This window comes from Legionella wadsworthii DSM 21896 = ATCC 33877 (assembly GCF_000701265.1).
Lineage (GTDB): Bacteria > Pseudomonadota > Gammaproteobacteria > Legionellales > Legionellaceae > Legionella > Legionella wadsworthii.
On sequence record NZ_JNIA01000022.1, the window covers coordinates 291,933 to 313,632 of the forward strand.

Sequence of the window (21,700 nt, forward strand, 5' to 3'; positions counted from 1 at the left end):
TAGCTATAATTTAAAGAAAGGTACTATTTTTTTACCTTAATGTGGAATGATATGAATGATCAGGTAATGCTTTTAGATGCGTCACTAAGGGATGGAGGCCATCGAACTAATTTCCATTTTGAAGATGCACAATTAGAAAAAATCCTTGCCTCATTAGATGTTTCTGGCATCGAATATATTGAAATTGGCTATCGCAACGGAACTTTAACACCTGCAAAAATGGGCAGAGCGGGATGGTGTGCGAAAGAATATTTGCAATTTTGCCGTTCCTTAATTCGACAAGCGAATATGGTGGTGATGGTTTTTCCCAGTAACTTGACGCAACAGGATCTTGTTGAATTAAAAGAATGTGGTGTCGATTTACTAAGACTATGTATTACAAAAAATGAACTCACATCCGCTTTACCTAAAATTAAAATGGTAAAAAAAGTTAATATGAAATTTGCGGTTAATTTAGCTAATATTTCCTCTTATCAAGAAAAGGAACTCGATGAATCTTTGAAGCAAATCAGCGAGTATGTACCTGATATTATTTATTTTGCTGATTCGAATGGGAGCTTACTCCCCGCCCGTATCAGTGAAATTTATGAAAAATACACATCTCGTTATCCCATCCCTTTTGGATTCCATGCTCATGATAATTTAGGTTTGGCACAAGCCAATACCCTGGCGGCAATGAGTTCCGGAGTTCGTTTTATTGATGCCACTCTAGCAGGCATGGGTAAAGGTACCGGCAATTTAAAAACAGAGTTTTTTGTGGCTTACTTACATTCAATCCAGCTTAAGAAATATAATTTGGATCGTGTTTTAGAGGCAGCCAATTTTGTCCGCACCTCTTTAAAAATTGGCCAGGAATTAATTGAAATGTCTGAATTTATCCGAGGGATATCCGATCTTTCAGTTGCAAGTTATCCGTCTAAAGCTTAGGATTTATTACTCTGAGGGTAATGCAAGAAATTAGCTTTGGAGAATCTAATGACGCTAAAAATTGTAGATGCTCATTTCCATTTTTATGACAAGAAAACAAATCATTATCCCTCTTTAATGACATGCGATGAAAAGCTTGCTTTGTTATGGGGAAATCATTATCACTTAAATTTACCCGAATCTTATCTTCCTAATGACTACTTTTCAGATCTGAAAGATTTTGAAGTGGAACATCTGGTCATGGCTGAGTTTGTTTCGGCAGATCCTTTAAAAGAAATGCAATTCGCACAAGAGTTGTCAATACAGACGAATTATCCTTCGGCAGTTATAGCCAATATAAATTTAAGGGATAAAAGACTTGGGGACCGTCTCGAAGAATATAAGAAACTTCCCTTAATCCGTTCAGTCCGCGATCACTTACTTTGGGATCCTGCGAATAAACAACATTCCTATACGGATAGAAAAGACATTCTCAAAGAGCCTATTGTTGAAGAATCCTTTGGTATTCTAAATTCTTACCCTTTTAATTTTGAATTTGAAATCTTTGCTCCTGACATTCCTTTAGTCACAACATACGCAAAAAAGTTCCCTAAGATTCATTTTGCCTTACATTGCCTGGGTTGGCCGCTCGACCAGACATCTTCTGGATTTGAAATTTGGAAAAATGATATGCTTGAGCTCAGTCAGTGCCCTAATGTTTTTATTAAAATTACTGCCATTGAATGCATTTTTGGACTCAAATGGACCTTTGCTCAAATTGAACCTTGGATAAAAGAGTCGATCCATATTTTTGGAGCGTCGCGTTGCATGTTTGGAAGCCATCTTCCGATTACTAATCTTTCCCGAGGAGCCCACACATTGTACCAAGCCTATCAAGATTTAGTGGCTCCATTATCCAAGGACGATCAAACATTTCTTTTTTCAGAGACAGCGAAAAATTTCTATAGAATTTGAGACAAAAGGGAGAGTTAAAGGCCTCGTTTTTAAACTGGGTATGTTTCAGTGCAATAACTCTTGAACTCTATCAATTTTTTCTACCGATCTGATGAAGATCTTAAATTTCTATTTACATAGAACTCATGCTAATTGATTTTTCTGAAGTATCAGGAATGACACTTTTCAATGTATTAGCAAATTTACTATTGGGTTTAGAATCCACATACCCTTTAGCAAGGTTAATCAAGTCTGGGTTGTCTGGATCATTTTTTATTGCTTTTTCAAGTTGTTGAATTTTCTTACCTCTCATATCATCAGTAAACCCTTTATATCGATCTTTGACAGCATCTTTTGTATTTTGATCGACATTCTCAAAGCCGCCTTTACGATTTGCTTCTTGACACAAAAGAACTCCATGAATATTCGCACGTGTATTTGCGATTGTACAATTGTCATATTTTTGCGATTTTTGAGAGATTGTAGCCACGGGATCCTTACCTTTAGTGACCTGATGAATTTGATCCATCACTTCTGCATGGGAAAGATCTTTATCATGACCATTCAACATTTTATTGAGGAATTGAGGGGTAATATCCTTCTTGTCTACTTCATAGATTTGCGTCCCATGATCTGATTTTTTTGCCCCTTCACCACGGTTAGTAAAAACCAGATATGCCTTGTCTGATTTTCCTTCCACCGGAACAAAGGACAAACCCATAACATGGCCTTCACAACTGGTAGGAACAGTGGTTATTTTACCTTCTTTGATTCGATCGCTTAGCGCTTTGCCTGCCTCTGGACTTCCTTCAGGAGTACTGAATTGGAAATTTGCCTCTTTTTTCGCGAAAGCAAAAGCATCAGAGATTTCTTTAAAATCCCTTTTCTCGGGTTCTTTATTTGTTTCTTTACCGTAACTCGTGACTGCATCCGTCATCATATTATAAGTTGGCCCGATGTGGCCCCGTTGCGATTCAGTTCCATCGACAGCGGTCACTTCAATTCCTAATACGAGACCAAACTCTTTAACAACATGTAACTTGTCTGATTCTGAGGGCGTATATTTATCAGCGGAAGGAGGCGTGATTGTCTGCTGTTGGAGCGCTTGTCGTCCACGTTCGCTATGGATGGCCAGATCATATTCTGCCATAGCCTTAGAATCATACTGGGCTCCATAGTTAAGTAATGCATTTGCCAGAGAAAACTCTTGGCCTTGTAAAGCTTGTACTAAAGCAGTCTGTCCTTTTGAATTTTTTGCAGTATTTAAAGCAGTGGCCAAATCCTGATATCCACAATCTTTAGCCAATTCATTCAGTTGAGATTCTGTCGCGAATTGATTATTTAAAAGGGATGATGATTGCATTTTTTGAAAAAACGCAAACAGTTCTTGAATAAATCGCTCCTCATCCATTTTTGCTTTTTGTAATCCCTTGAGCTTGTCTTCAGCTGCTTCTGATTGGCTCTTTATAGTACTTTGTGGGGCTGATAATTCTGGCATAATTTTACTAATCTAAGTATGTTCATGTTATGTACAATTATATCATATTAATTGGTACGTCCCTTAAAAATTCGAGCACCAGGAATCGTTGAATTGATACTGATGCTCTTTGTATTTATTTACCGCCTATGCCTCCAGGCATTTTACCCTTACCTCCAGGTTGCTTTTTACCACCACCTTTATCACTGGGTGGAGGGGTTGCATTACCCGTAGCGCTCACATCGCCACCGCCACCTAATTTGCCAAGAGCACCTTTAGCCATGCCAACTCCTTTCACTCCATAACCGCCAAGAGTCTTATCGATTTGGCCTTGTGCTCCCTGGGTTTCTTTTCCTGCCTCTTGGGTTTTCCCTTTGACTTCCTCACCCCATTGGGAGGTTTCTTGACCAATACTTTCAGGCGTTCCACCTATCCATCGTAAAACCTTATCCGGCAAATAGGAAATCAGAGTAAATGCTTTTTGAATGATGACCAGATATAAGGTGGTATAAGTTAATATTGAGAAGAAGAACGCATAAATACCCGCCCAATCGGTATAACTCACTCCGCCAATACCGGTTCCAGATTGAACTGGATTCGAACCAAAAAGTTGGACAGCACTCGAATTTGCCTGGTTTGTCTGCATAAATCCTACTGCTTGGTCATATCCGGCATTAAGAATCCACACACCAACATAAGACAAGGCAATGGCAGCAATATAACCAATGATCATCATGGCTGGTCTTAAGAAGACATTCACCAAAATCATAATGGCCGCTTCCCCTTTTCCGAATGCTTCATGTCCTTCCGGGTGAGTTACCCCCAAGGCAACAATAGGGGCCGCAACCATTGCTTCAATCACTGAGATTAACCAGCCTAAAGATCCAAACAAGAAGATAATATAAGGTAGCAGCGGGATATAATATGCCGTGGTAAAGCCGACACTAACCATCACACCGACCCAGGCAATGACCAATGGCATACCCAAAGACATCATTGCAAAGATAAAGATTCCAAATACGGGAATGAGTGCACTGGAAATTGCCATATTTAACAACATCATCCACAAATTACCAGCAAAATTGATGTATTGGTTCCCCATATTGGCCAATGCAACTACTGGATTAACTCCTTTTGTCGCAAGGGTTGTGACACCGCTTTGGAAAATATTGGCCATTCCTTGTAAAGGCACCATCAGGAATGCCAAGACCACGCTGTTGATGATTTCCCCGAATATATCCAAAAACAGATTATATATAGTCACCAGGATAATGTTATAAAAGATATTTCCAAGTATTTGTCCTAAGCAAATAGAGAAGAAAGGCTTCACTGGACCACAAGAAAAAGTTTGGCGTTCTAGTCGATAAAGATCCGTATTGATAGCGAAGTTAATTGATTTCGCAAAGTTGAGCGTCTGCACTCCAGGCTGACCAGGAGTTTGTATCATGAGTGCATTATTCAAAAATGCAAACACCGTGGATGATTCGGTACCTCCTTTCGCCTTCATGTCGGAAGAAAGAGCAGGTAATTTATCTTTTGATGGATCGGCCGTAATCAAGGATTGGACATTTAAAGCCAATTGTTTTCCTTCATTGGATTCACCTAACCACTCACATAAATTAGCCAAGCTTTGACCTGAGGGTAAATCCTGGGTGTCACCAGCGGTACAACTCACCGATTTACCATCACTTGACGTGGAGAATGGACTGACCATTATTTTGGGATTAAATTTACTTCCATCCAATCCTGAATTTCCGTCAACTTGTCCTGCATTAGCAGTAGCATCAGTACCCTGAATTTGTACCAGGTTAAAAAAGTAGGCCCCAGCCATGATCCATCCTTGAGATAAAGCCTTATTGATGAAAGCTGTAGATTGGTCATTATTCGCTGATTCTCTAATGAGCCGAGCTAAATTCATCGTAGGCATCATAATGCCATTATAACTATTAATGGCATTGATTAATTCTGTACCATTAAATAAGGAACCACCTACTGCAGATCCGGTAACAGGCCCCCAGCTTACGCATTTATCCGCCTCTTCTGTATCGGCGCTATAAGAGGTACATGCCGTTCCGTTCACTTTATAAGGAACGCCAAATTGTACATTTGCATTACTGGAAAAAGGGGTGGTTGTGGAATTGGTTGCAGTAGACAATTGAGGGTCGTTACTGACTATGGAGCGAGCCACACCAGACAAATCCAGATACATCTGTTGTACTGCCAACGCACGAGACATCTGCGTAGCCGCTGCTTCAGAAGGAGTTAGAGTATTATTGCCCACTTTTACAGGATTTCCTGCCGTAAAATAATTGACTGACTCCTTATCAACAGTACTACCACCAGTAGCAGCTGTTTTATCAACACCCGTACTTGCAGTACCGGTTAATAAGTTGTTAAAAACTGGGTTAATATTTTCAATGTTATTCCATGTAAGTGAACCACAAACACCATTTAAAAAAGCATAAGGTGAGTTCGTATCAAGATTAGGCATGGGCACAGTCCAAGAGCCATTCGTTGGTGCCGCATTTTGGACCGTAACGGCATTCACTGAACTGATAAAGTCAGGAACTGTAGTGGAGCAAAATTTCTTCATCTCACTGCCATCAGCTGCCGTATAACAACTTCCTGTTTTTTTAGATTGGGCATCAAGTAGTTGCTGTCTTCTATTTTCCAATTGAGTTTGTAGGCCCAACATACACACTTGGCCTGCAAGGATAGTTGATGCACCTTTGGCAATACCAGCAACCCCCCCTCCCGCTTTTGTCGGATCAGCTTGCGCAAGCAATGAAGCGGTCGGATTGATTTGTTGCGCCTGAATAATTACTCCACCACGATTAAGATAACTTAATGCCGCCTCCCATACTTTATCTGCTGCCCCGACCCCTTGCACAACAACCCACATCACAAAAATTTGCATCAAGCAGTAACCAGAGGCTTTGGGGATCAATAAAGCCAAACCTACGGTGGAACGAATGGGTATCCATATAGAGGACCATTTTTGACCGAGCATCTGGCCTTCATGGGCAGTATTCATTGTAGATACCAGGAGGGTATACATAATGATGATACCCCCTAACGCCAAAACTGCAGCATTAAATACGGCAAACATACTTCCCATGATTTGGCTGCCGGTACCACTTAAAACACCGTCAACGACACCAAATAAATTACCAAGGAATACAACAGAATAATCACCAGCGGGAGGAGCAAAGCTTAAGGAGGAGCTGTCAGCGAAAATTAAACCAGGAAACAAAAGGAGAAACAGAGTTACAACCAACTTATTCATTTCTTTCCTCCCAACAACCCTTGCCGATACCATTCATTAAAGGTACATCCCAGTCTGCGATTTTTTATCTGGTAGTACCAAAAGTGATAACGGAAGGCTAAAACCAAGGCAATAAAAGTGACAACCAGGCTTACAAGAAAAGCCCTTATAGAACCATAAAACAGCTGATATACAGCATATGCAAAAATCAAAAGAGCAGCTAACACCATAATAATACTCAATCGAAATAAAGCCTTTTGCTTGGCGATAATATTTTCATCACTCAGATGCAATAGCTCTGCTGCTTCGCTAAATGATTCGGTAGGTGTCTCACCCTCAACTTTTTCTTGGGGTAAAAATAAACGTTTAAAACCATTTACTAAGTATAAAGTAAATGCCCTCATTCGTTCCCAATCAAACCACCTACGAACATTAATGATCCTCGTGATTAGATTAACTATTCGCGACCGCTTTTTCATATATTTTTTACTTCTTTCTTTTATCTTTCATAATATACTATAGTAGTAAGTAATGATTTCGTCCATCCGCTTAAATACAGTAAAGAAAGAGTAAAATATGCCTGATCTAAGTCATGAAGCGTCCGCCCAATATTGGTTTGAATATATTGATCCTATGATATACAGAGTCATCACATTTATGGAGAGTGTGGAAGACTGGACTTTGGATGGTAATCCAGAGTTTGAAAAGGCTATGGCGCAGTTAGGCAGAGAACTCGATGACATAGAAAAAATAGATATGAGTCTATTAGCTGAAGAAGAAAAATTTATCCGGATCGTAGGAAACATTAAATCGGGTCGAGGATTACGACTGCTGCAAGCGATTGATACCGTTCATCCCGGCAGTGCTTCTCGTGTTTTAATTCATGCGGAGGAAACCAGTACAGGGAGTCATGATCCTGCCGGAGTATTTCTAAAAAGGAATATTGTATTTGAACGTTTAAGATTGTTGTCGAGAGTTTTTTGTCAGTATCGTCTAAAACTTGTATTACGAGCACTTGAAGGGGAAGAATAAATGAAATTATTGTCCAAAAGAGTATTGGTAAATCTGCTATGTTTTACCGCTTTTCCTGCCGCAGCAGATAATTCACAATCTCTGTATAATAATAGTAGTTACCAAACGTCTACTAACACACAAAAAATGGTACAGTATCTACAAAATCTAGGCAGTTATTTAGGCTTTGATGTCACGACAATCCCCACCCAGAATAATGCAGATTACTCAATCAGCTATAAACTCATCAACCTAACCACGAACCAACTGGCGCAGACCTATCAGTTTTATACTCTTTTAGGTTCCATTCCCGTGAATACTTTTGCAGGTTCGACAAATGAAAGCAATACAGGCAACTCCGGAAACCCTTTTTCTCAGTTTCTTCCTAATGAAATAACCGGGGCTTCCGCTTTGAATGCTTTAGCGAATAATGTGTTTCAAAATTATAATAACGCGTCCACTGGAACTTCAGAGCAAGTGGGTGTGAGTAATTTAATAGATCAACAAACATACCAACAAGATCCAGTAAGCCAGGCAGTATTAAATATCCTGGGTACCCCAGACTACACTTATTGTATGGATGATAAATCCAAAGGTTTCGTTGAGGGGTGCAGCATACTTTATGAAACATTAGTCCCTTATAAAGTAATAGGTACCATTCCTGCTACCGATGCTTTTTTCACCTCGACCTACATACAGCCATTCTTAAATCAGTTAAACAGTAACGCATTAACTGCACCCTTAATGTACTCCACACAAAGTTTAGGAACAGGTAATCAAGGACAAGGAAACAGTAACTATCTTACTGGCGGTGCAAACCAGCCTGGTGGCAATTCTTCAAACAATGGATTGACTGCACAAAATCAGGAACAACTTGCTGCTAATTTTATTCGTTACGTCACTGGAAGTGTTGTTCCAATCCAATTACCGAAACGTAAGGATTATGATCAGTTGTATTTCCAGGCTGCTACATCAAAAGATAAAACACAACAAATGCAAGCAGAACAAGTTCTGGCTAAATATCTCGCCGGTTTAAGAACCTATGCAGCCCAAAGTTCTGTAGGAATCAGCAACTTATACTACATTATGTCAAAAAGAATGCCTCAAACTCAGCAAGCGCAGCAAAACTCCGGTCCAATGAGCCAGGCTCTTACTGAATACAATATGGCAACATGGAGATTATATACTCCAGGGGCTAGTAGTACGACCGGAGCTGGAACGTCCAATCCGTTGGGTGGCAATACTGGATCTGGGCCTCAAAATACCCAATGGATAAATAGCTTAAATAATGCGGCTCCTGCTACAGTAGAAAAAGAAATCGCCATACTGCTGGCAGAAATTAATTATCAGCTTTATCTCGATCGCCAAATTCATGAACGCCTGCTCATGACAAACAGCATCTTGTTGTTACAAAGTGTTCGTACTGGCGCACCTTCTACTGATTTTACAATACAGACCCCCCAATAATCTTACCTGGCTGGGGTGAAGAATCTTCACCCCGATCGTTTCCCTGAAAAATAGACCTTTTTATATCCTTTTTCCCGGAACCAAACTCCAGGAATGTAGGGCAATACCTTATAAAAAAGATGCAAAAAATGATGCATATGGTATGATTTATTACACATATAACCTTCTGTTTTTAAATAAACTTCATTCTTCATCTATGGTTAATATTTAAACATAAAAAATTAAAGAGGAAGGAAGTCCAAATATTGAACCATCATGTTCTTCTCCCACCAAAGAAGAGATAGAGGCCCTTAGAATAGTTTAAATTACGAGTTGATATGTCCAAAACAAAAACCTATATTTTTTATATTGATGGAATGACCTGTACGAGTTGTAGCGGCACACTAGAAAATTGGTTAAGAGATAAATTGTCTACACGAATGAAACAATTTCACGTAGACCTCACCACAGCAGATCCTAAAAAAGCCATCATCGTCATTAATGAGCAAGACTCGGTCCCATCCCATACAGAGTGGTCAGAAATAAAAGGCTACATTAATGAAATATTTCACTGTAGAGACATTGAACATCAACCAGAACAAAAAAAAGAACCTGAACCTGAGATACAACAACCAAATGATTGGAAACTAATTGTCGATAAAATCAAAAAAATAGCCACATCACATTGGTTTCTGGGGGCGCTTGGATGTTTGGCAGGGATTGCTGTGCTCATTTTATGTCTGGCAACGAGTGGACTCCCATTTATCGTGATGAGTTCTCTTGCCATTTTCAGTACGATATTCACTTTAGCATTGGGGGCTAATTCCTATTACGATGCGTGGATAAAACTGATCAAATCAAAAACACTTACTATGGACAGTTTGTTTGCATTGAGCACTGCATCCATATTGATTGTGTCGATTGCTTCTCTTTTCGTTCCTTGGCTTCCCATGATGTTTGAAGCGGGTTTGCTGATTTATGGGTTTAGGCATTTAGGCATCGCAATAGAAGATACGCTTAAAGAAAAAATAGGAACTACTAAATTCCAGGACAGAGCACCGAAGACCGTACGAAAAAAAAATAATTTAAGCTTTGAAGAAGTTAAATTGGAAGAAATAATGATGCATGATGTCATTATTGTTTATCCAGGGGAAATTATTCCTCTAGATGGCGTTTGCGAAGAAAGCAGCCTCATTTACAACACCATTACTACGGGCGCTCCTCTGCCCCATTATTTTGCACCCAATTCAGAAGTATTAGCAGGGATGAAATTAGCAGACAATGCAAAACCATTATCTATCCGGGTTACAAAAACTCAAAAAGAATCCTATTTGGCTCAGCTGGATACGGTAATGGAGCAATCGGTGTTGGATAAAGCCCCTATAGAACTAAAAACCAAACAATTATTAAATTATTTCATTCCTATAGTCATTCTATTGGCTGCTGCTTCTGGAATCATCGTTAGTCTATTTTTCCCGATATCTATAGCCATTCAATGTGCCGTGTCTGTTTTAGTGAGTGCCTGCCCCTGCACTTTAGGTTTGATTACGCCTTTGGCAGTAAAGACGGGGATGAATAAAGCGGCTGAAAATGGGGTGCAATTTAAAAGTGCCAATGTGTTACAGCAAACGGAGCAAATCGATCTGATCATGTTTGATTTGAATGGTACCTTAACCACTGGCATCCCCAAAGTAAAGCAATCTTATTTATTAGAAGAGTATCAATTTTTAGAGCCAGAATTTTATTCCTATTGTGCTGCGCTGGAAAAAGAATCCAAGCATCCTATTGGTAAAGCTATTTATGATTTTGCCAACAAGAAAGCGACTTCAAATTTTAAAGTGACGCAACTGAATACTTCCCTGCACTCAGGTGTTATCGGGAATATTGATGATAGAACTTATGCCCTGGGCAGTAAGGCATTTATGGAGGAACAAGACATTACAATTCCTCCGAATTTCATCCCCCCTGTTTTAGAGGCAGGTGATCAAATCGTCTATGTAGCACGTAATCAAACAGCCATTGGATGTATGATCATGACCGATCCCCTTCGTCAAGATGCTTGTCATACAATTCAATCATTACAAGCAATGGGAAAAGAAATTTATTTATGTACTGGCGCTGATGAAGAAACCGCATTGCGCTATGCTCAAGCCTTAGGCATTAAGACGGTTTATGCCAACTGCATTGCAAAACCGAGTAAAGACAATCAAAAGTCGAAAACAGTTTATATCCAAAATTTAAGAAAAAAAGGATATAAGGTCGCCATGGTTGGAGACGCCGCAAATGACGGCCCTGCAATTGCAGAAAGTAATATAGGCATCGCCATTGCTTCCTATGGTTGTGATGAAGTGACACTGCAAGCTGCAGGGATCGTCATTCCTTCTGCAACGTTACTTCCAATCGCCTCAGCTTTTGCAGTTTCTAAACAAACCGTTTCAAATATAAATCAAAATTTAACCATGAGCCTGGTTTATAATTTGAGCTCGATACTCATTTCGGGTGGATTACTGGTTGCTTTCGGCATGACCCTTAATCCGGTTATCGGCGTGGCTTTAATGATTTTCCAAGCCTGTATGATCTTAATGAATGTTTACCGTTTTAAACAACAACCTCTTGAGCATTTAAAAGAAGATGCAAAGAAAAATCTGGAACCAGACTCCACTGCAGATTTGTCCTATTTAACAAATAAAAAACAAATATCTGTTTGCCCTAACCCATTGAGATATGATCCTGTCCCTGCCCATAGCAGATCCAAAAAAACTACATTGATTCATCATTCCTTTTGGAGTAATTGTTTCTCAGCAAAGAAACAAGAGGAAGAGACTCACTTAATGCAACAGGATGGAACGGATGGCTGTTTCGATCATCGGCAAGATCATGTCTCTACGCCAATCATTTAATTATTCCTGGGGGAGGAAATCATAGCTTTTTGGAGGCAATTTGTGGAAATTGCTCCATTGCAACCTCTTTTCGTCGATACCCTATTTGCTCTAAGGGGTATACTCCCATGATGTTATCTAGATAGAATATCGTAGCAAAAGTTAAAGCACTCATAGGACTCCGTACGGCAACTTCTTTTAGATAATTACAAAACACAAATTGAGTCAACGCTTGCTTCACTCCGACAGTCGCCACATGCGACTTTGCCTGCCGGAAAAATGTGTAAGGTGTTAAGGTTAATAATCGGCCATTTTCAATTTTGGAAGCCAATAGTTTCCGATCGGCATAAGAATTGGGGAGTGACGTAAACAACGTTGCAATAACGCCTGCAGTAGCGCCGCCTGCTATTTTATTATAAGCATCGTTTTTGAAATGATACCGGGAAGTCACGTAATCTCCAACAATACCCAAAGCCGAAAAATTCATAAAGCTGGATAATGAACGAGAGCCCCAGTTGGCAAAGGTTAATTGTTTATAATTTACTAAAGACCATTTAAAATTTGATTTAGTAATAATCCCTGCATTTTCCAATTTCGCTTTTTCAATTAAAGCATTCGCAAAAAGAAGATCTGCCTGGGAAAAAACCAATGTTCCAAGCCAATATTGTCGATAAGAAAACTCAAACTCTTCTTCAACTACCTCCCGATTTGCTTGCTTGGAGGTTACCGCGACAGCGCCTCTTTGTTGACCTGCAACAGCATAAGGTAAAAATCCGCGCCAAAGACTACGAAATATACCTCCATTTAATCCATTCAGTGAATTGGTTTGGACATGGTTGAGCACCGCTTTAAATGGTTGTGTGACCGTGGAAACGGAAAGAGAAATGACTGCTGTTTTAAAACACAGATTCGTTAAAAAATAAGGAGCTGACGTAAATGTTGCATTTTTATTTTTAGAACTTTTGTTAGCTTCTTTTTCATTCATCTTCATAGCTCTTTGTAGTTTTTAAATAAAATTAATATAGAGGGAATTGGGAGGATTTGAACAAATTAGATAAGGAACATTTAAATAGATTTGTCAATAATATAATGGAGGGCTAATGTATTCTATTTCAAGATTTTAGTAAATGTAGACACATCATATTTTTTTTGTTCCTTCGCCCAAATATGATGAGATTCAAAGCGCCAGGGTATCTTTTTATTAAACTATGATTCGGTTAACCTAGAATCATACCTAATTTTTCCATGACTTCATCAACAGAAATCATTCGCATGGGTTCATCACCATGCACATGCTGACCCCAAACGTCTTCAATTCGCTTGCAGCCCAGTATTTTTTCTGCGGCTTCCGGATAACGGTTAACAACCAGGTGCTGAAAGAGATACGGACCCGAAATCAGAGGATTGGTTACTGCATGCAACGCAATGACTGGCGTGTTTACGGCAGTAGACATATGGGAAGGACCTGTATCAGGACAAAGGACTACCGTAGCCTTGCTGATAAGGGCCAACAGTTGCTTGGGTTTCGTTTTTCCCACAAGATTAATCGCAGGAATCGTTTGGGTAATCTGTTCTGCTAAATGTTTATCAAAATCAATCGGCCCCCCGGTGATAACGACCTGAATGCCCCATTTTTCCCGAGCCTTTTGCAGGACTTCAATATATCTCTCCACAGGCCAACTTCTTTCAGGTTTACTTGCTGCAGGATTCACTACCAAAATAGGACCCTTGTCGGGCAATTGTTGTTCTGCCCATTCATAATCCATATCTGAAAGTGGTAAGTCCCAACGAATAACACGCTCCTTTATTCCCAAGGCTTGAGCAAATTTTAAAAATCCATCTAAAGTATGTTCTAACCCAGGGGTAATTCGTTCATTAACAAATAGGCCATGGGCATCATTGGCACGATGTTCATCATAACCAATTTTCCTTTTTGCTTTGATTAAAGGATATAGTAAATTTGTTCTCAGACTTGCTTGAGGCGCTAACAATACATCAAAGGCGCGTCCTTTCATTTGCTTTCTAAAACGCAAGTAATCCAGGATATTGTTCGGTTTATTAATTAAAATGAATTCGACTCCATCCATGCCGTCAACCATGTCAAAAGCAGGTTTAGAGATAATCCAGGTCAATTTAGCTTTTGGGAGATTGGCTTGTAAGGTTCTAATCAGTGGAACGGCCATTAAAACGTCACCCAAGGCAGATAACCTTACAATACAAATGGATTTAATCATTCTGTAAAACAAACCTCGAACCACAATAAGGACATACTTCAACACCAGTTTTTTCTATAGGTAAATACACTTTGGGGTGAGCATTCCACAAGATCATATCCTTTGTTGGACAACTCAGAGGTAGTTCATTCGGATGGACCACATAATTTTTTTCAGTGCTTGACGGTTCTTTCTTTGTTTTTAACATAATGTTCCTTTAACGCTTATTTGCTAAGATTATCTAATATTTCCCCAATTTTCGCTACAATCTCATCATGAAAAGCCTCTTTTTGTGGATCATAATAAAAAGCTTCTTCCCAATGCCTGAGCCAGGTTAACTGACGTTTAGCCAATTGGCGGGTTGCTGCAATCCCTTGATCTCGCATTAATGAATAATCGTAGGCATTTTGAAGGTATTCAAGAGCTTGCCTATACCCCACGCAGCGCATAGAAGGCATGCTCGTTGTTAATGGCCATTTTTGCTGCAAAAGTTTCACTTCGTCAATAAAACCTGCTGCCAACATGTGATCAAACCGTTGCGCGATGTTTTGGTGCAACCAGCTTCTATCCTCTGGGAAGAGAATAAAATTAACGAAATGATAATTAGATTTCTCTTTCTGTTGAGTCTGAAATGCGGTTAAAGTTTTTCCAGTGATAGAATACACTTCTAATGCACGCTGAATTCGTTGCGCATCATGTGCATGAATCCGAGAAGCGGATTGCGGATCAATCTGTATTAATTTTTTATGAAGTGCGGGCCATCCCAAAATAGCCGCCTCATCCTCTAATTGTTGACGAATAGCAGGATCAGCCTCAGGCAAATTAGAAAGGCCTTTTTGTAATGCATTAAAATACATCATTGTCCCGCCCACAAGTAAGGGGATTTTTCCTTTCTTGATAATCTCTTCACCTAGAGAGGTTGCGTCCGTACAAAATTGAGCAGCAGAATACGATTCCGTAGGATCTTTTATATCAATTAAATGATGGGGTGCCCTATGCAATTCTTGCAGCGTGGGCTTTGCAGTTCCAATATTCATGTCTCGATAGATCATTGCGGAATCGACACTGATGATTTCAAAAGGAAATCGAGCCACTAAATCGCAAGCTAAAGCCGTTTTACCGGAAGCAGTTGGCCCCATGATGCAAAAAATTAAATTAGCCATTTTGTTCTCTTCAACATCTTATCTTTTCATTGTACCCTGAGTCGGCAAAAAAATTGCTTTTGTCGATAACCAAATCATTCAAGGTACAAAAAATCTATTTCACTTTAAGCTTTCAAGAAACTTTCTACAGTCCTCGGGTGTTATTATTTTATAAAGCTTGAACTGTTTATCTTCCTCTTTATATGTTCTTAATAAGAACTCATTTAATTCTATTTTTTCTTCTGGGCTTAAGGCATCAGGCTCAAATAATTGGGAGCGATTCATTAATTCCATGATTTTAACCTGTTCTACCTCATGCTGCTGAGATATAGAGTTTAAAAACAATTGTAAATCTAAATAAGGCATGCAAAGCGGGATGCTGTGAATAAAGATTTCATCTTCCCCTATCCATTCCATATTCATCCCCAATTGCTTCAGACACTGCAGTAGCTGGTCATTCTTTTTGAAATGCCTTGCCAAAGGATACCGTAGGGGAACTAATAAAGGTCTACTTTCCAATGGAAAAGACAAGTGCTGCATTCGCTCTTCCATCAGGTATTGGTACAATGCCAATATATCTACTACATAAGGTTGTTGCTGTATAAAAGCAATAATGTATTCACTATTTAAAATAGTCCAGGGAATTTCAGCTTCTAAACAGTGGTTCTTCTTATGTGATAATGCCAATTTCGGGTAAGGTTCATAGATTGATTCAATTTGCTCCTTCTCAGCCTGCTTGAATAATGGATAAGATACTCCTTCTTTAGCTTCATTTTTTAATTTTAATGCGGCAGACAATTGGGATATGAAGAAATCGAAGATCAAACGAGGCTGTTGAAAACGGACTTCATGTTTTGTGGGGTGAACATTCACATCAAGATCCGAAGAGTTCATCATGAGATACAACACACAAGCAGGAAACCTACCCGGGTGTAATAAACCTTCGTACACCTGCTTTATCGCATGGTATATTAATTTGTCTTTAACCATACGTTGATTAATATATACCCATAGTCGATCATTTTGGCTACGCTGATAATTTGGACCGCTTATCCATCCGAACAGTTTCATTTCTGCATGTGCTACATCAATATAAATGGATTCTTTGACAAAAGCGTGACCAAAAATGCGACTCACGCGGGTCAAACGGTTTTGTTCATTGATGGATGCAGGAAGAAATAAAATCTGTTTTCCATTATGTTTTAAAGTGATTGCTATGCCCGGGGCGCTTAAGGCAAAGCGTTTTACTACCGTTTCAATGGCTTGAAATTCAAGTTTTTCGCTTTTTAAAAAACGCTTTCGCACCGGTGCATTAAAAAATAAATCAACAACATCTACTGTCGTTCCAACTGCACGAGCACAGGGTAAAATGGAGCGCTCTGTCCCACGCACCTGGAGCATTGCTGCCGTTTTTTGTTGCTTTGGTTTGGAGCTAATTGTAACTTTTGCTACTGAAGCGATACTGGCTAATGCTTCCCCTCGGAAGCCCATACTATCAATAGAGTACAAATCATCCAGCGTACTGATTTTACTCGTTGCGTGGGCCGCAATTGCCAAAGGCAAGTCTTCTGCAAGAATACCGACGCCATTATCAGCAATCTTGATTTGATTCAAACCGCCATATCCTATTTCTATCGTAATTGCATTCGCTCCGGCATCAAAAGAGTTTTCTAATAATTCCTTGACGACAGAAGCAGGTCGCTCGATCACCTCACCCGCTGCAATTTGGTTTGCTATCAGGGGTGGTAATTGTTGGATTCTTATGCCCATGTACGAGGAATCACTAATTTTTGGCCTGGCCTCAACCGGGTTGTCCCCCCTAAACCATTTGTAGATTGTATGGCGGCAACAGAAACACGATAGCGAGAAGCAATCGAAGGTAATGTTTCTCCAGCTCGTACCAAGTGAATATTATTTGCTGTCATTGCTTCGATGCGTGAACCATGGGGCGGATTTTCCCAAAAATATCCTTTAATGCCCTGGAATATAGCTTGGCTCAAACGCGCTTGATATGTGGGACTGGTCAGATTTCTTTCCTCTACAGGATTTGAAATAAATCCGGTTTCGACCAAAATTGAAGGAATATCAGCAGATTTTAAGACTACAAACCCGGCCTGCTCCACCTTACTATTATGCAAGTTGGTGAAGTTCCCCAGTTGATTTAAAACCCGGCTTCCCATTTGTAATCCGGAATTGATGGTTGCTGTTTGCGATAAATCAATAAGTACGGAGCGCACTACCCCATTTTGATCATCCAAATCACCTAAATTCACGCCCCCCAATTCAGAATAGTTCTCTTTTTCTGCAAGCCAACGTGCAGCTTCACTGGTTGCGCCTCTTTGTGATAAAGCAAAAACAGAGGCGCCATTCGAATGGGGATTGTTGAATGCATCGGCATGAATGGCGACAAAAACATCCCCATTATATTTCCTCGCGATGTCCAGTCGTTGTCTCAAACCGACATAATAATCACCTGAACGAGTCAATACTGCTCGCATGCCGGGCTGTTTGTTGATTAATTGTTTTAGCCTTAATGTAATGGCCAAAACCACATCTTTTTCCCGCGTATGATGAGGTCCTCGGGCACCGGGATCTTTTCCCCCATGTCCTGCATCCAAAACGACAATAACATCCCGAAGTTTAGTGGGTTTAAGACTTACTTTTATAGGTTTCTGATTTGCTAAAATTGGTTTAACAGTTTGTCTTGGTTCAGATTTAATAGGCAAACTTGTCGTTTGGACTTTCTGATTGATGTAGTTTTTTTGGGCGACAGGAATGATTTTTTGGTAGGGTTTGGCCTGACTTATTACAAGGGGCCCCTTATGGACAAGATCCACTCGTACACCTCCGAAAGAACCATTAGGCCTCCAGGGAGATGATCTCAATTGTACTTTTTGGGTAACTTCGAAAACCAGTCTTAAGGTTCGTGGATCAGATCGGCCACTGCGTACTTGCTTTATTAATCCGTTAATCAAGCCTACTTCATTTAAATTGACTCCAAGTTGGGTTTCCTTCAAGTCTAATACAACCCGCTCGGGGTTGTTTAATAAAAATATTTTATGGGTAAATGGCCCATTGAGGGCTAGAAATAATGATGTTTGGTTTCCTTGCTGTTTTAAGGCAATGGATTTTAACTGTGCGCTAAATGTTGCAGTTGCAAGAGAGCAGAGACACATTACAACCAAATACCATGCGCGAAATCTCATAAGTCACCTGCCAGACGAGCTAAAATTTTTGTACCCAGTGCGCTCAATGCCACAATTTGCATTTCACGTCCCGTCCCTTTTATTTTTAACTTAAAACGAAGATCAATTTGTGGTAGTGCTTCCCCTGCATTTTCAGCCCACTCAATACAGCAAATACTCTCTTGAGTGAAATAGTCTCTAAAGCCGATATATTCCAGTTCTTCTACCTGATGAATTCGATAAAGATCAAAATGATGTATGATTAATTGATTGCATGTGTAACTTTCTACTAAGGAAAAAGTAGGGCTTTTAATCGCAGATTGCACCCCTAAATGTCTTAACAGGGCACGAATAATGGTGGTTTTTCCCGCCCCCAAATCACCACTAAAGGTCAAAATAAGGGAAGGGCAAAGGCATGTAGCCAGACGCGAAGCAAAATGTTCACTTGCCTTCTCATCCGACAAAACGATATTAACAAGAGTATCCGATTCGCGATTCGTCATCATTCAGCGTGATTCAATATAAGAGGTAAAACATCAAATAAATCACTGGCCAATAACCCAGCTCCTCCAAAATCCTTAGCTATTCTTTCTCCTGCAACTGCATGAACCCAAACGCCACATTGTGCGGCTTCGGACAAAGAATATCCTTGCGCGCATAGACCAGCAATAATGCCGCTTAGTACATCGCCCATGCCCGCGCTTGCCATTGCAGGATGACCTCGAGAACATACAAAAGTACTCTTCTCATCGGTGTGAACTACGGTTCCCGCTCCTTTCAAAACAACCACGCCGCCATATTGTTTTTGTATGTCAGCAGCAGCCTGGTATCTATCTTTTTGAACAAGCTCTGTGGAACAAGACAGCAAACAGGCCGCTTCGCCAGGGTGAGGTGTAAGAATCCAATTATCGTCCATTTGGGAATTTTCAGCCAATAATCTAAGTGCTGATGCATCAATTACCATAGGTAATTGCGATGTAATCGCCATTAAAAATAAATGAGTGGCCCATTCGCTTTCTCCCAATCCTGGTCCAATGACACACACTGTAGCCCGAGCTAAAAGAGGGATCAAATCTTTTGGTGTTTCCACAGCACTCACCATCGCTTCGGGAATCGAGGATAAGGCATTCTTTGCATGCTCAGGCCAGGTTGCAACAGTTACTGCTCCAGCTCCTGTTCGCATAGCCGCTTTGGCAGCCAAACTCACCGCACCAGGCATTCCTGGCCCCCCTCCAATTATCAAAACATGTCCAAAATTCCCCTTATGTGAATTTTTTAGGCGGCTTGCAAGAGGTAAAGATAAAGTATTCGTATCCAGCAAACATGCTGCTGGAGTTAATTGGGAGATACAGGAGTCGAGTTGTAAAGAACAACAATATATCTCGCCACAAAAATCCGAAGCGTCCGCAGTATACATGCCGGTCTTGGGTCCAATAAATGTGATCGTGGCATGCGCTTTGACACACAAATTTTCGACATTTCCTGTATCTGCGTTCAATCCAGATGGGATGTCCATTGCCACTACAGGAAGTCCGCTGGCATTAATTTGATGGATGGCTGAGGCAATCACTCCATGGACAGGTCCTTTCAAGCCAATTCCTAATAGCGCATCAATAATTAATTCTATTTCACTGTCTAAAGGCTCATCGGCAGCTTGACATTCAACGCCTGCATGGATAGCCATCAGGGCAGCATGTTGGGCGGCAATTGGAAGATCAGCCACTGCTTTACATTGGTAAATGGTTACCATTAATCCTTGTTCATGCGCCAAACGCGCAACCACATACCCATCGCCAGCATTATTCCCTGCGCCACAAAATACGGCAAGATGTTGAACCTGAGGATATAATTTTCTAATCAACAAAAATGCCTCAGCTCCTGCACGTGACATGAGTGCATTTTCATCCAATTGAAATATAGAACTCGCTTGTTGCTCACAAGCTCTAATTTGCTCACAACGATAAAGTGCATTAGCTGGCATTATCACCTTGTGCTCCAAATTGAGTATTTCGAACACGTTCGTATATGTAGTGGAGATAGAGTGAATTAAACTTGAGTCTTTTTAATTCCAAAAGTTTGATTCACCTTCCAACTACTTCCATTTACTTGACTAATTTTAAAGAGGGTTTACTTTTAGAAGCTTGGCCTTCAGACTCCCCTCCAGGATTGCCAGTGGACGCAGGAGGCGGATCTTCTTCATCTTCGACAGCAAATGCAATACCCCTGCCATTTTCCTTAGCATAAATCTCTAATACTGCTGCTGGTGGAACAAAAATTTGTTCTGTCTTCCCGGAAAAACGGGCAGTAAAGATAATGCGATCGTTTTCCAATAACAAGCCTCGGGTTGCTGCAGGTGAAATATTTAATACAATTCGATCCAGGTTTACATGTTCCCTAGGGACCTGTACTCCTGAATGCGCTGCATTCACTAGGATATACGGTGTTAATTCATTATCTACTATCCAATCATAAGCAGCACGAATTAAGTAAGGTTTGTTTGATGTCATTTTCATAGGTTATGCCGCTCTTAGTTGCCGCTCAGCATCAGTCAAACTTGTTTGAAACGATTCACGTTTAAACAAGCGCTGCATGTAAGCAATTATTCCTTTAAATTCGGGTGCAATTTCAATTCCCAATCGGGGCAAACGCCACAGCAACGGTGCCAATGCACAATCCAACAAAGAAAACTCATCACTTAAAAAGTAAGTTTTATCTGCAAAAACAGGATCAAGGGCGGTTAAACTATCAAACAAATTTGTCCTTGCCTGATCTGCATTATTCTCTTGTAGAATGCAATTCATTAAATAATACCAATCATGCTCTATTCTATGCATCATTTTTCTTGTCTCAGCACGAGCAACAGGGTATACAGGCAATAATGGTGGATGAGGAAAGCGCTCATCTAAATATTCCATAATAATGCGTGGTTCATAAAGCACCAGCTCTCTATCAATTAAAGTAGGAACAGTGCCGTATGGATTAACTGTTAACAAATCAGCGCTAGGCTCTGCTTGCTTGGCAGTTAGAATTTCTACATTGACCCCTTTCTCAGCCAAAACAATTCGAACTTGATGGCTGTACACATCATCTGTATCGGAAAATAATGACATTATAGTGCGCTTCGCAACAATTGCCATGAGCAACTCCTATTTAATTCAATCTATAACAAAAGTAAGAACAAACACACAAAACTTGAACTTTACCACATTTTTAACTTTTTGG

General features: G+C 40.2%; 18 protein-coding genes. 5 read left to right on the top strand and 13 right to left on the bottom strand.

The features are described from left to right. The first annotated feature begins 51 nt into the window (after positions 1 to 51). Positions 52 to 927: a beta/alpha barrel domain-containing protein gene (locus BU07_RS0101905; protein ID WP_031563135.1), complete on the top strand. Its 876-nt coding sequence runs from the start codon at positions 52 to 54 to the stop codon at positions 925 to 927. Between the two features lie 48 nt (positions 928 to 975). Then, on the top strand, positions 976 to 1,881 hold the full coding sequence (locus BU07_RS0101910; protein WP_031563137.1) for an amidohydrolase family protein: 906 nt from the start codon (positions 976 to 978) through the stop codon (positions 1,879 to 1,881). A 112-nt stretch (positions 1,882 to 1,993) separates the two neighbouring features. On the opposite strand, the gene ankD is transcribed toward BU07_RS0101910, so the two are convergent. From ankD to icmV, 3 genes are all read right to left on the bottom strand, one after another. Beyond that, on the bottom strand, positions 1,994 to 3,358 hold the full coding sequence (gene ankD, locus BU07_RS0101915; protein ID WP_031563139.1) for a Dot/Icm T4SS effector AnkD/LegA15: 1,365 nt from the start codon (positions 3,356 to 3,358) through the stop codon (positions 1,994 to 1,996). A 115-nt stretch (positions 3,359 to 3,473) separates the two neighbouring features. Beyond that, positions 3,474 to 6,623 (bottom strand): type IVB secretion system protein DotA, encoded by a 3,150-nt coding sequence (gene dotA / locus BU07_RS0101920; RefSeq protein ID WP_031563142.1) that lies wholly within the window; start codon positions 6,621 to 6,623, stop codon positions 3,474 to 3,476. Continuing rightward, complete coding sequence (gene icmV / locus BU07_RS0101925; protein WP_031563145.1) at positions 6,620 to 7,081, bottom strand: type IVB secretion system protein IcmV; 462 nt, start codon at positions 7,079 to 7,081, stop codon at positions 6,620 to 6,622. Before icmV ends, dotA begins: the two co-directional genes overlap by 4 nt. A gap of 97 nt (positions 7,082 to 7,178) precedes the next feature. Here icmV and icmW point away from each other — a divergent pair, with 97 nt between their 5' ends. The 3 genes from icmW to BU07_RS0101940 all read left to right on the top strand — a co-directional run bounded on the left by icmW (position 7,179) and on the right by BU07_RS0101940 (position 11,959). Continuing rightward, positions 7,179 to 7,634: a type IVB secretion system protein IcmW gene (gene icmW / locus BU07_RS0101930; protein ID WP_031563148.1), complete on the top strand. Its 456-nt coding sequence runs from the start codon at positions 7,179 to 7,181 to the stop codon at positions 7,632 to 7,634. After that, positions 7,635 to 9,080: a type IVB secretion system protein IcmX gene (gene icmX / locus BU07_RS0101935; RefSeq protein ID WP_031563150.1), complete on the top strand. Its 1,446-nt coding sequence runs from the start codon at positions 7,635 to 7,637 to the stop codon at positions 9,078 to 9,080. 317 nt (positions 9,081 to 9,397) lie between these two features. Next, positions 9,398 to 11,959, top strand: coding sequence for a heavy metal translocating P-type ATPase (locus BU07_RS0101940; RefSeq protein WP_084157775.1), 2,562 nt, complete (start codon positions 9,398 to 9,400; stop codon positions 11,957 to 11,959). Between the two features lie 19 nt (positions 11,960 to 11,978). On the opposite strand, the gene BU07_RS0101945 is transcribed toward BU07_RS0101940, so the two are convergent. The 10 genes from BU07_RS0101945 to BU07_RS0101990 all read right to left on the bottom strand — a co-directional run bounded on the left by BU07_RS0101945 (position 11,979) and on the right by BU07_RS0101990 (position 21,615). After that, entirely contained in the window at positions 11,979 to 12,923 is a 945-nt protein-coding gene (locus BU07_RS0101945) for a hypothetical protein (RefSeq protein WP_031563155.1), read from the bottom strand. A 232-nt stretch (positions 12,924 to 13,155) separates the two neighbouring features. After that, a complete protein-coding gene (locus BU07_RS0101950) occupies positions 13,156 to 14,172 on the bottom strand; it encodes a glycosyltransferase family 9 protein (RefSeq protein WP_031563157.1) in 1,017 nt (338 codons plus the stop codon). After that, entirely contained in the window at positions 14,165 to 14,359 is a 195-nt protein-coding gene (locus BU07_RS0101955; RefSeq protein WP_031563159.1) for a zinc-finger domain-containing protein, read from the bottom strand. Before BU07_RS0101955 ends, BU07_RS0101950 begins: the two co-directional genes overlap by 8 nt. A 16-nt stretch (positions 14,360 to 14,375) precedes the next feature. Continuing rightward, entirely contained in the window at positions 14,376 to 15,314 is a 939-nt protein-coding gene (gene miaA / locus BU07_RS0101960; protein ID WP_031563163.1) for a tRNA (adenosine(37)-N6)-dimethylallyltransferase MiaA, read from the bottom strand. A gap of 99 nt (positions 15,315 to 15,413) precedes the next feature. Then, positions 15,414 to 17,063 carry a DNA mismatch repair endonuclease MutL gene (gene mutL / locus BU07_RS0101965; protein WP_031563165.1) on the bottom strand — a complete coding sequence of 550 codons (1,650 nt, stop codon included), beginning with the start codon at positions 17,061 to 17,063 and terminating at the stop codon, positions 15,414 to 15,416. Beyond that, positions 17,054 to 18,499 (bottom strand): N-acetylmuramoyl-L-alanine amidase family protein, encoded by a 1,446-nt coding sequence (locus BU07_RS0101970; RefSeq protein ID WP_031563168.1) that lies wholly within the window; start codon positions 18,497 to 18,499, stop codon positions 17,054 to 17,056. Before BU07_RS0101970 ends, mutL begins: the two co-directional genes overlap by 10 nt. Continuing rightward, positions 18,496 to 18,981 (bottom strand): tRNA (adenosine(37)-N6)-threonylcarbamoyltransferase complex ATPase subunit type 1 TsaE, encoded by a 486-nt coding sequence (tsaE, locus tag BU07_RS0101975; RefSeq protein WP_031563171.1) that lies wholly within the window; start codon positions 18,979 to 18,981, stop codon positions 18,496 to 18,498. The genes BU07_RS0101970 and tsaE overlap by 4 nt, the downstream gene beginning before the upstream one ends. Beyond that, entirely contained in the window at positions 18,981 to 20,459 is a 1,479-nt protein-coding gene (locus BU07_RS0101980) for a bifunctional ADP-dependent NAD(P)H-hydrate dehydratase/NAD(P)H-hydrate epimerase (protein WP_031563173.1), read from the bottom strand. Before BU07_RS0101980 ends, tsaE begins: the two co-directional genes overlap by 1 nt. Positions 20,460 to 20,580: 121 nt before the next feature. Next, positions 20,581 to 20,991: a ClpXP protease specificity-enhancing factor gene (locus tag BU07_RS0101985; RefSeq protein ID WP_031563175.1), complete on the bottom strand. Its 411-nt coding sequence runs from the start codon at positions 20,989 to 20,991 to the stop codon at positions 20,581 to 20,583. A 3-nt stretch (positions 20,992 to 20,994) separates the two neighbouring features. Then, entirely contained in the window at positions 20,995 to 21,615 is a 621-nt protein-coding gene (locus BU07_RS0101990) for a glutathione S-transferase N-terminal domain-containing protein (protein WP_031563178.1), read from the bottom strand. Between the last annotated feature and the right edge of the window lie 85 nt (positions 21,616 to 21,700).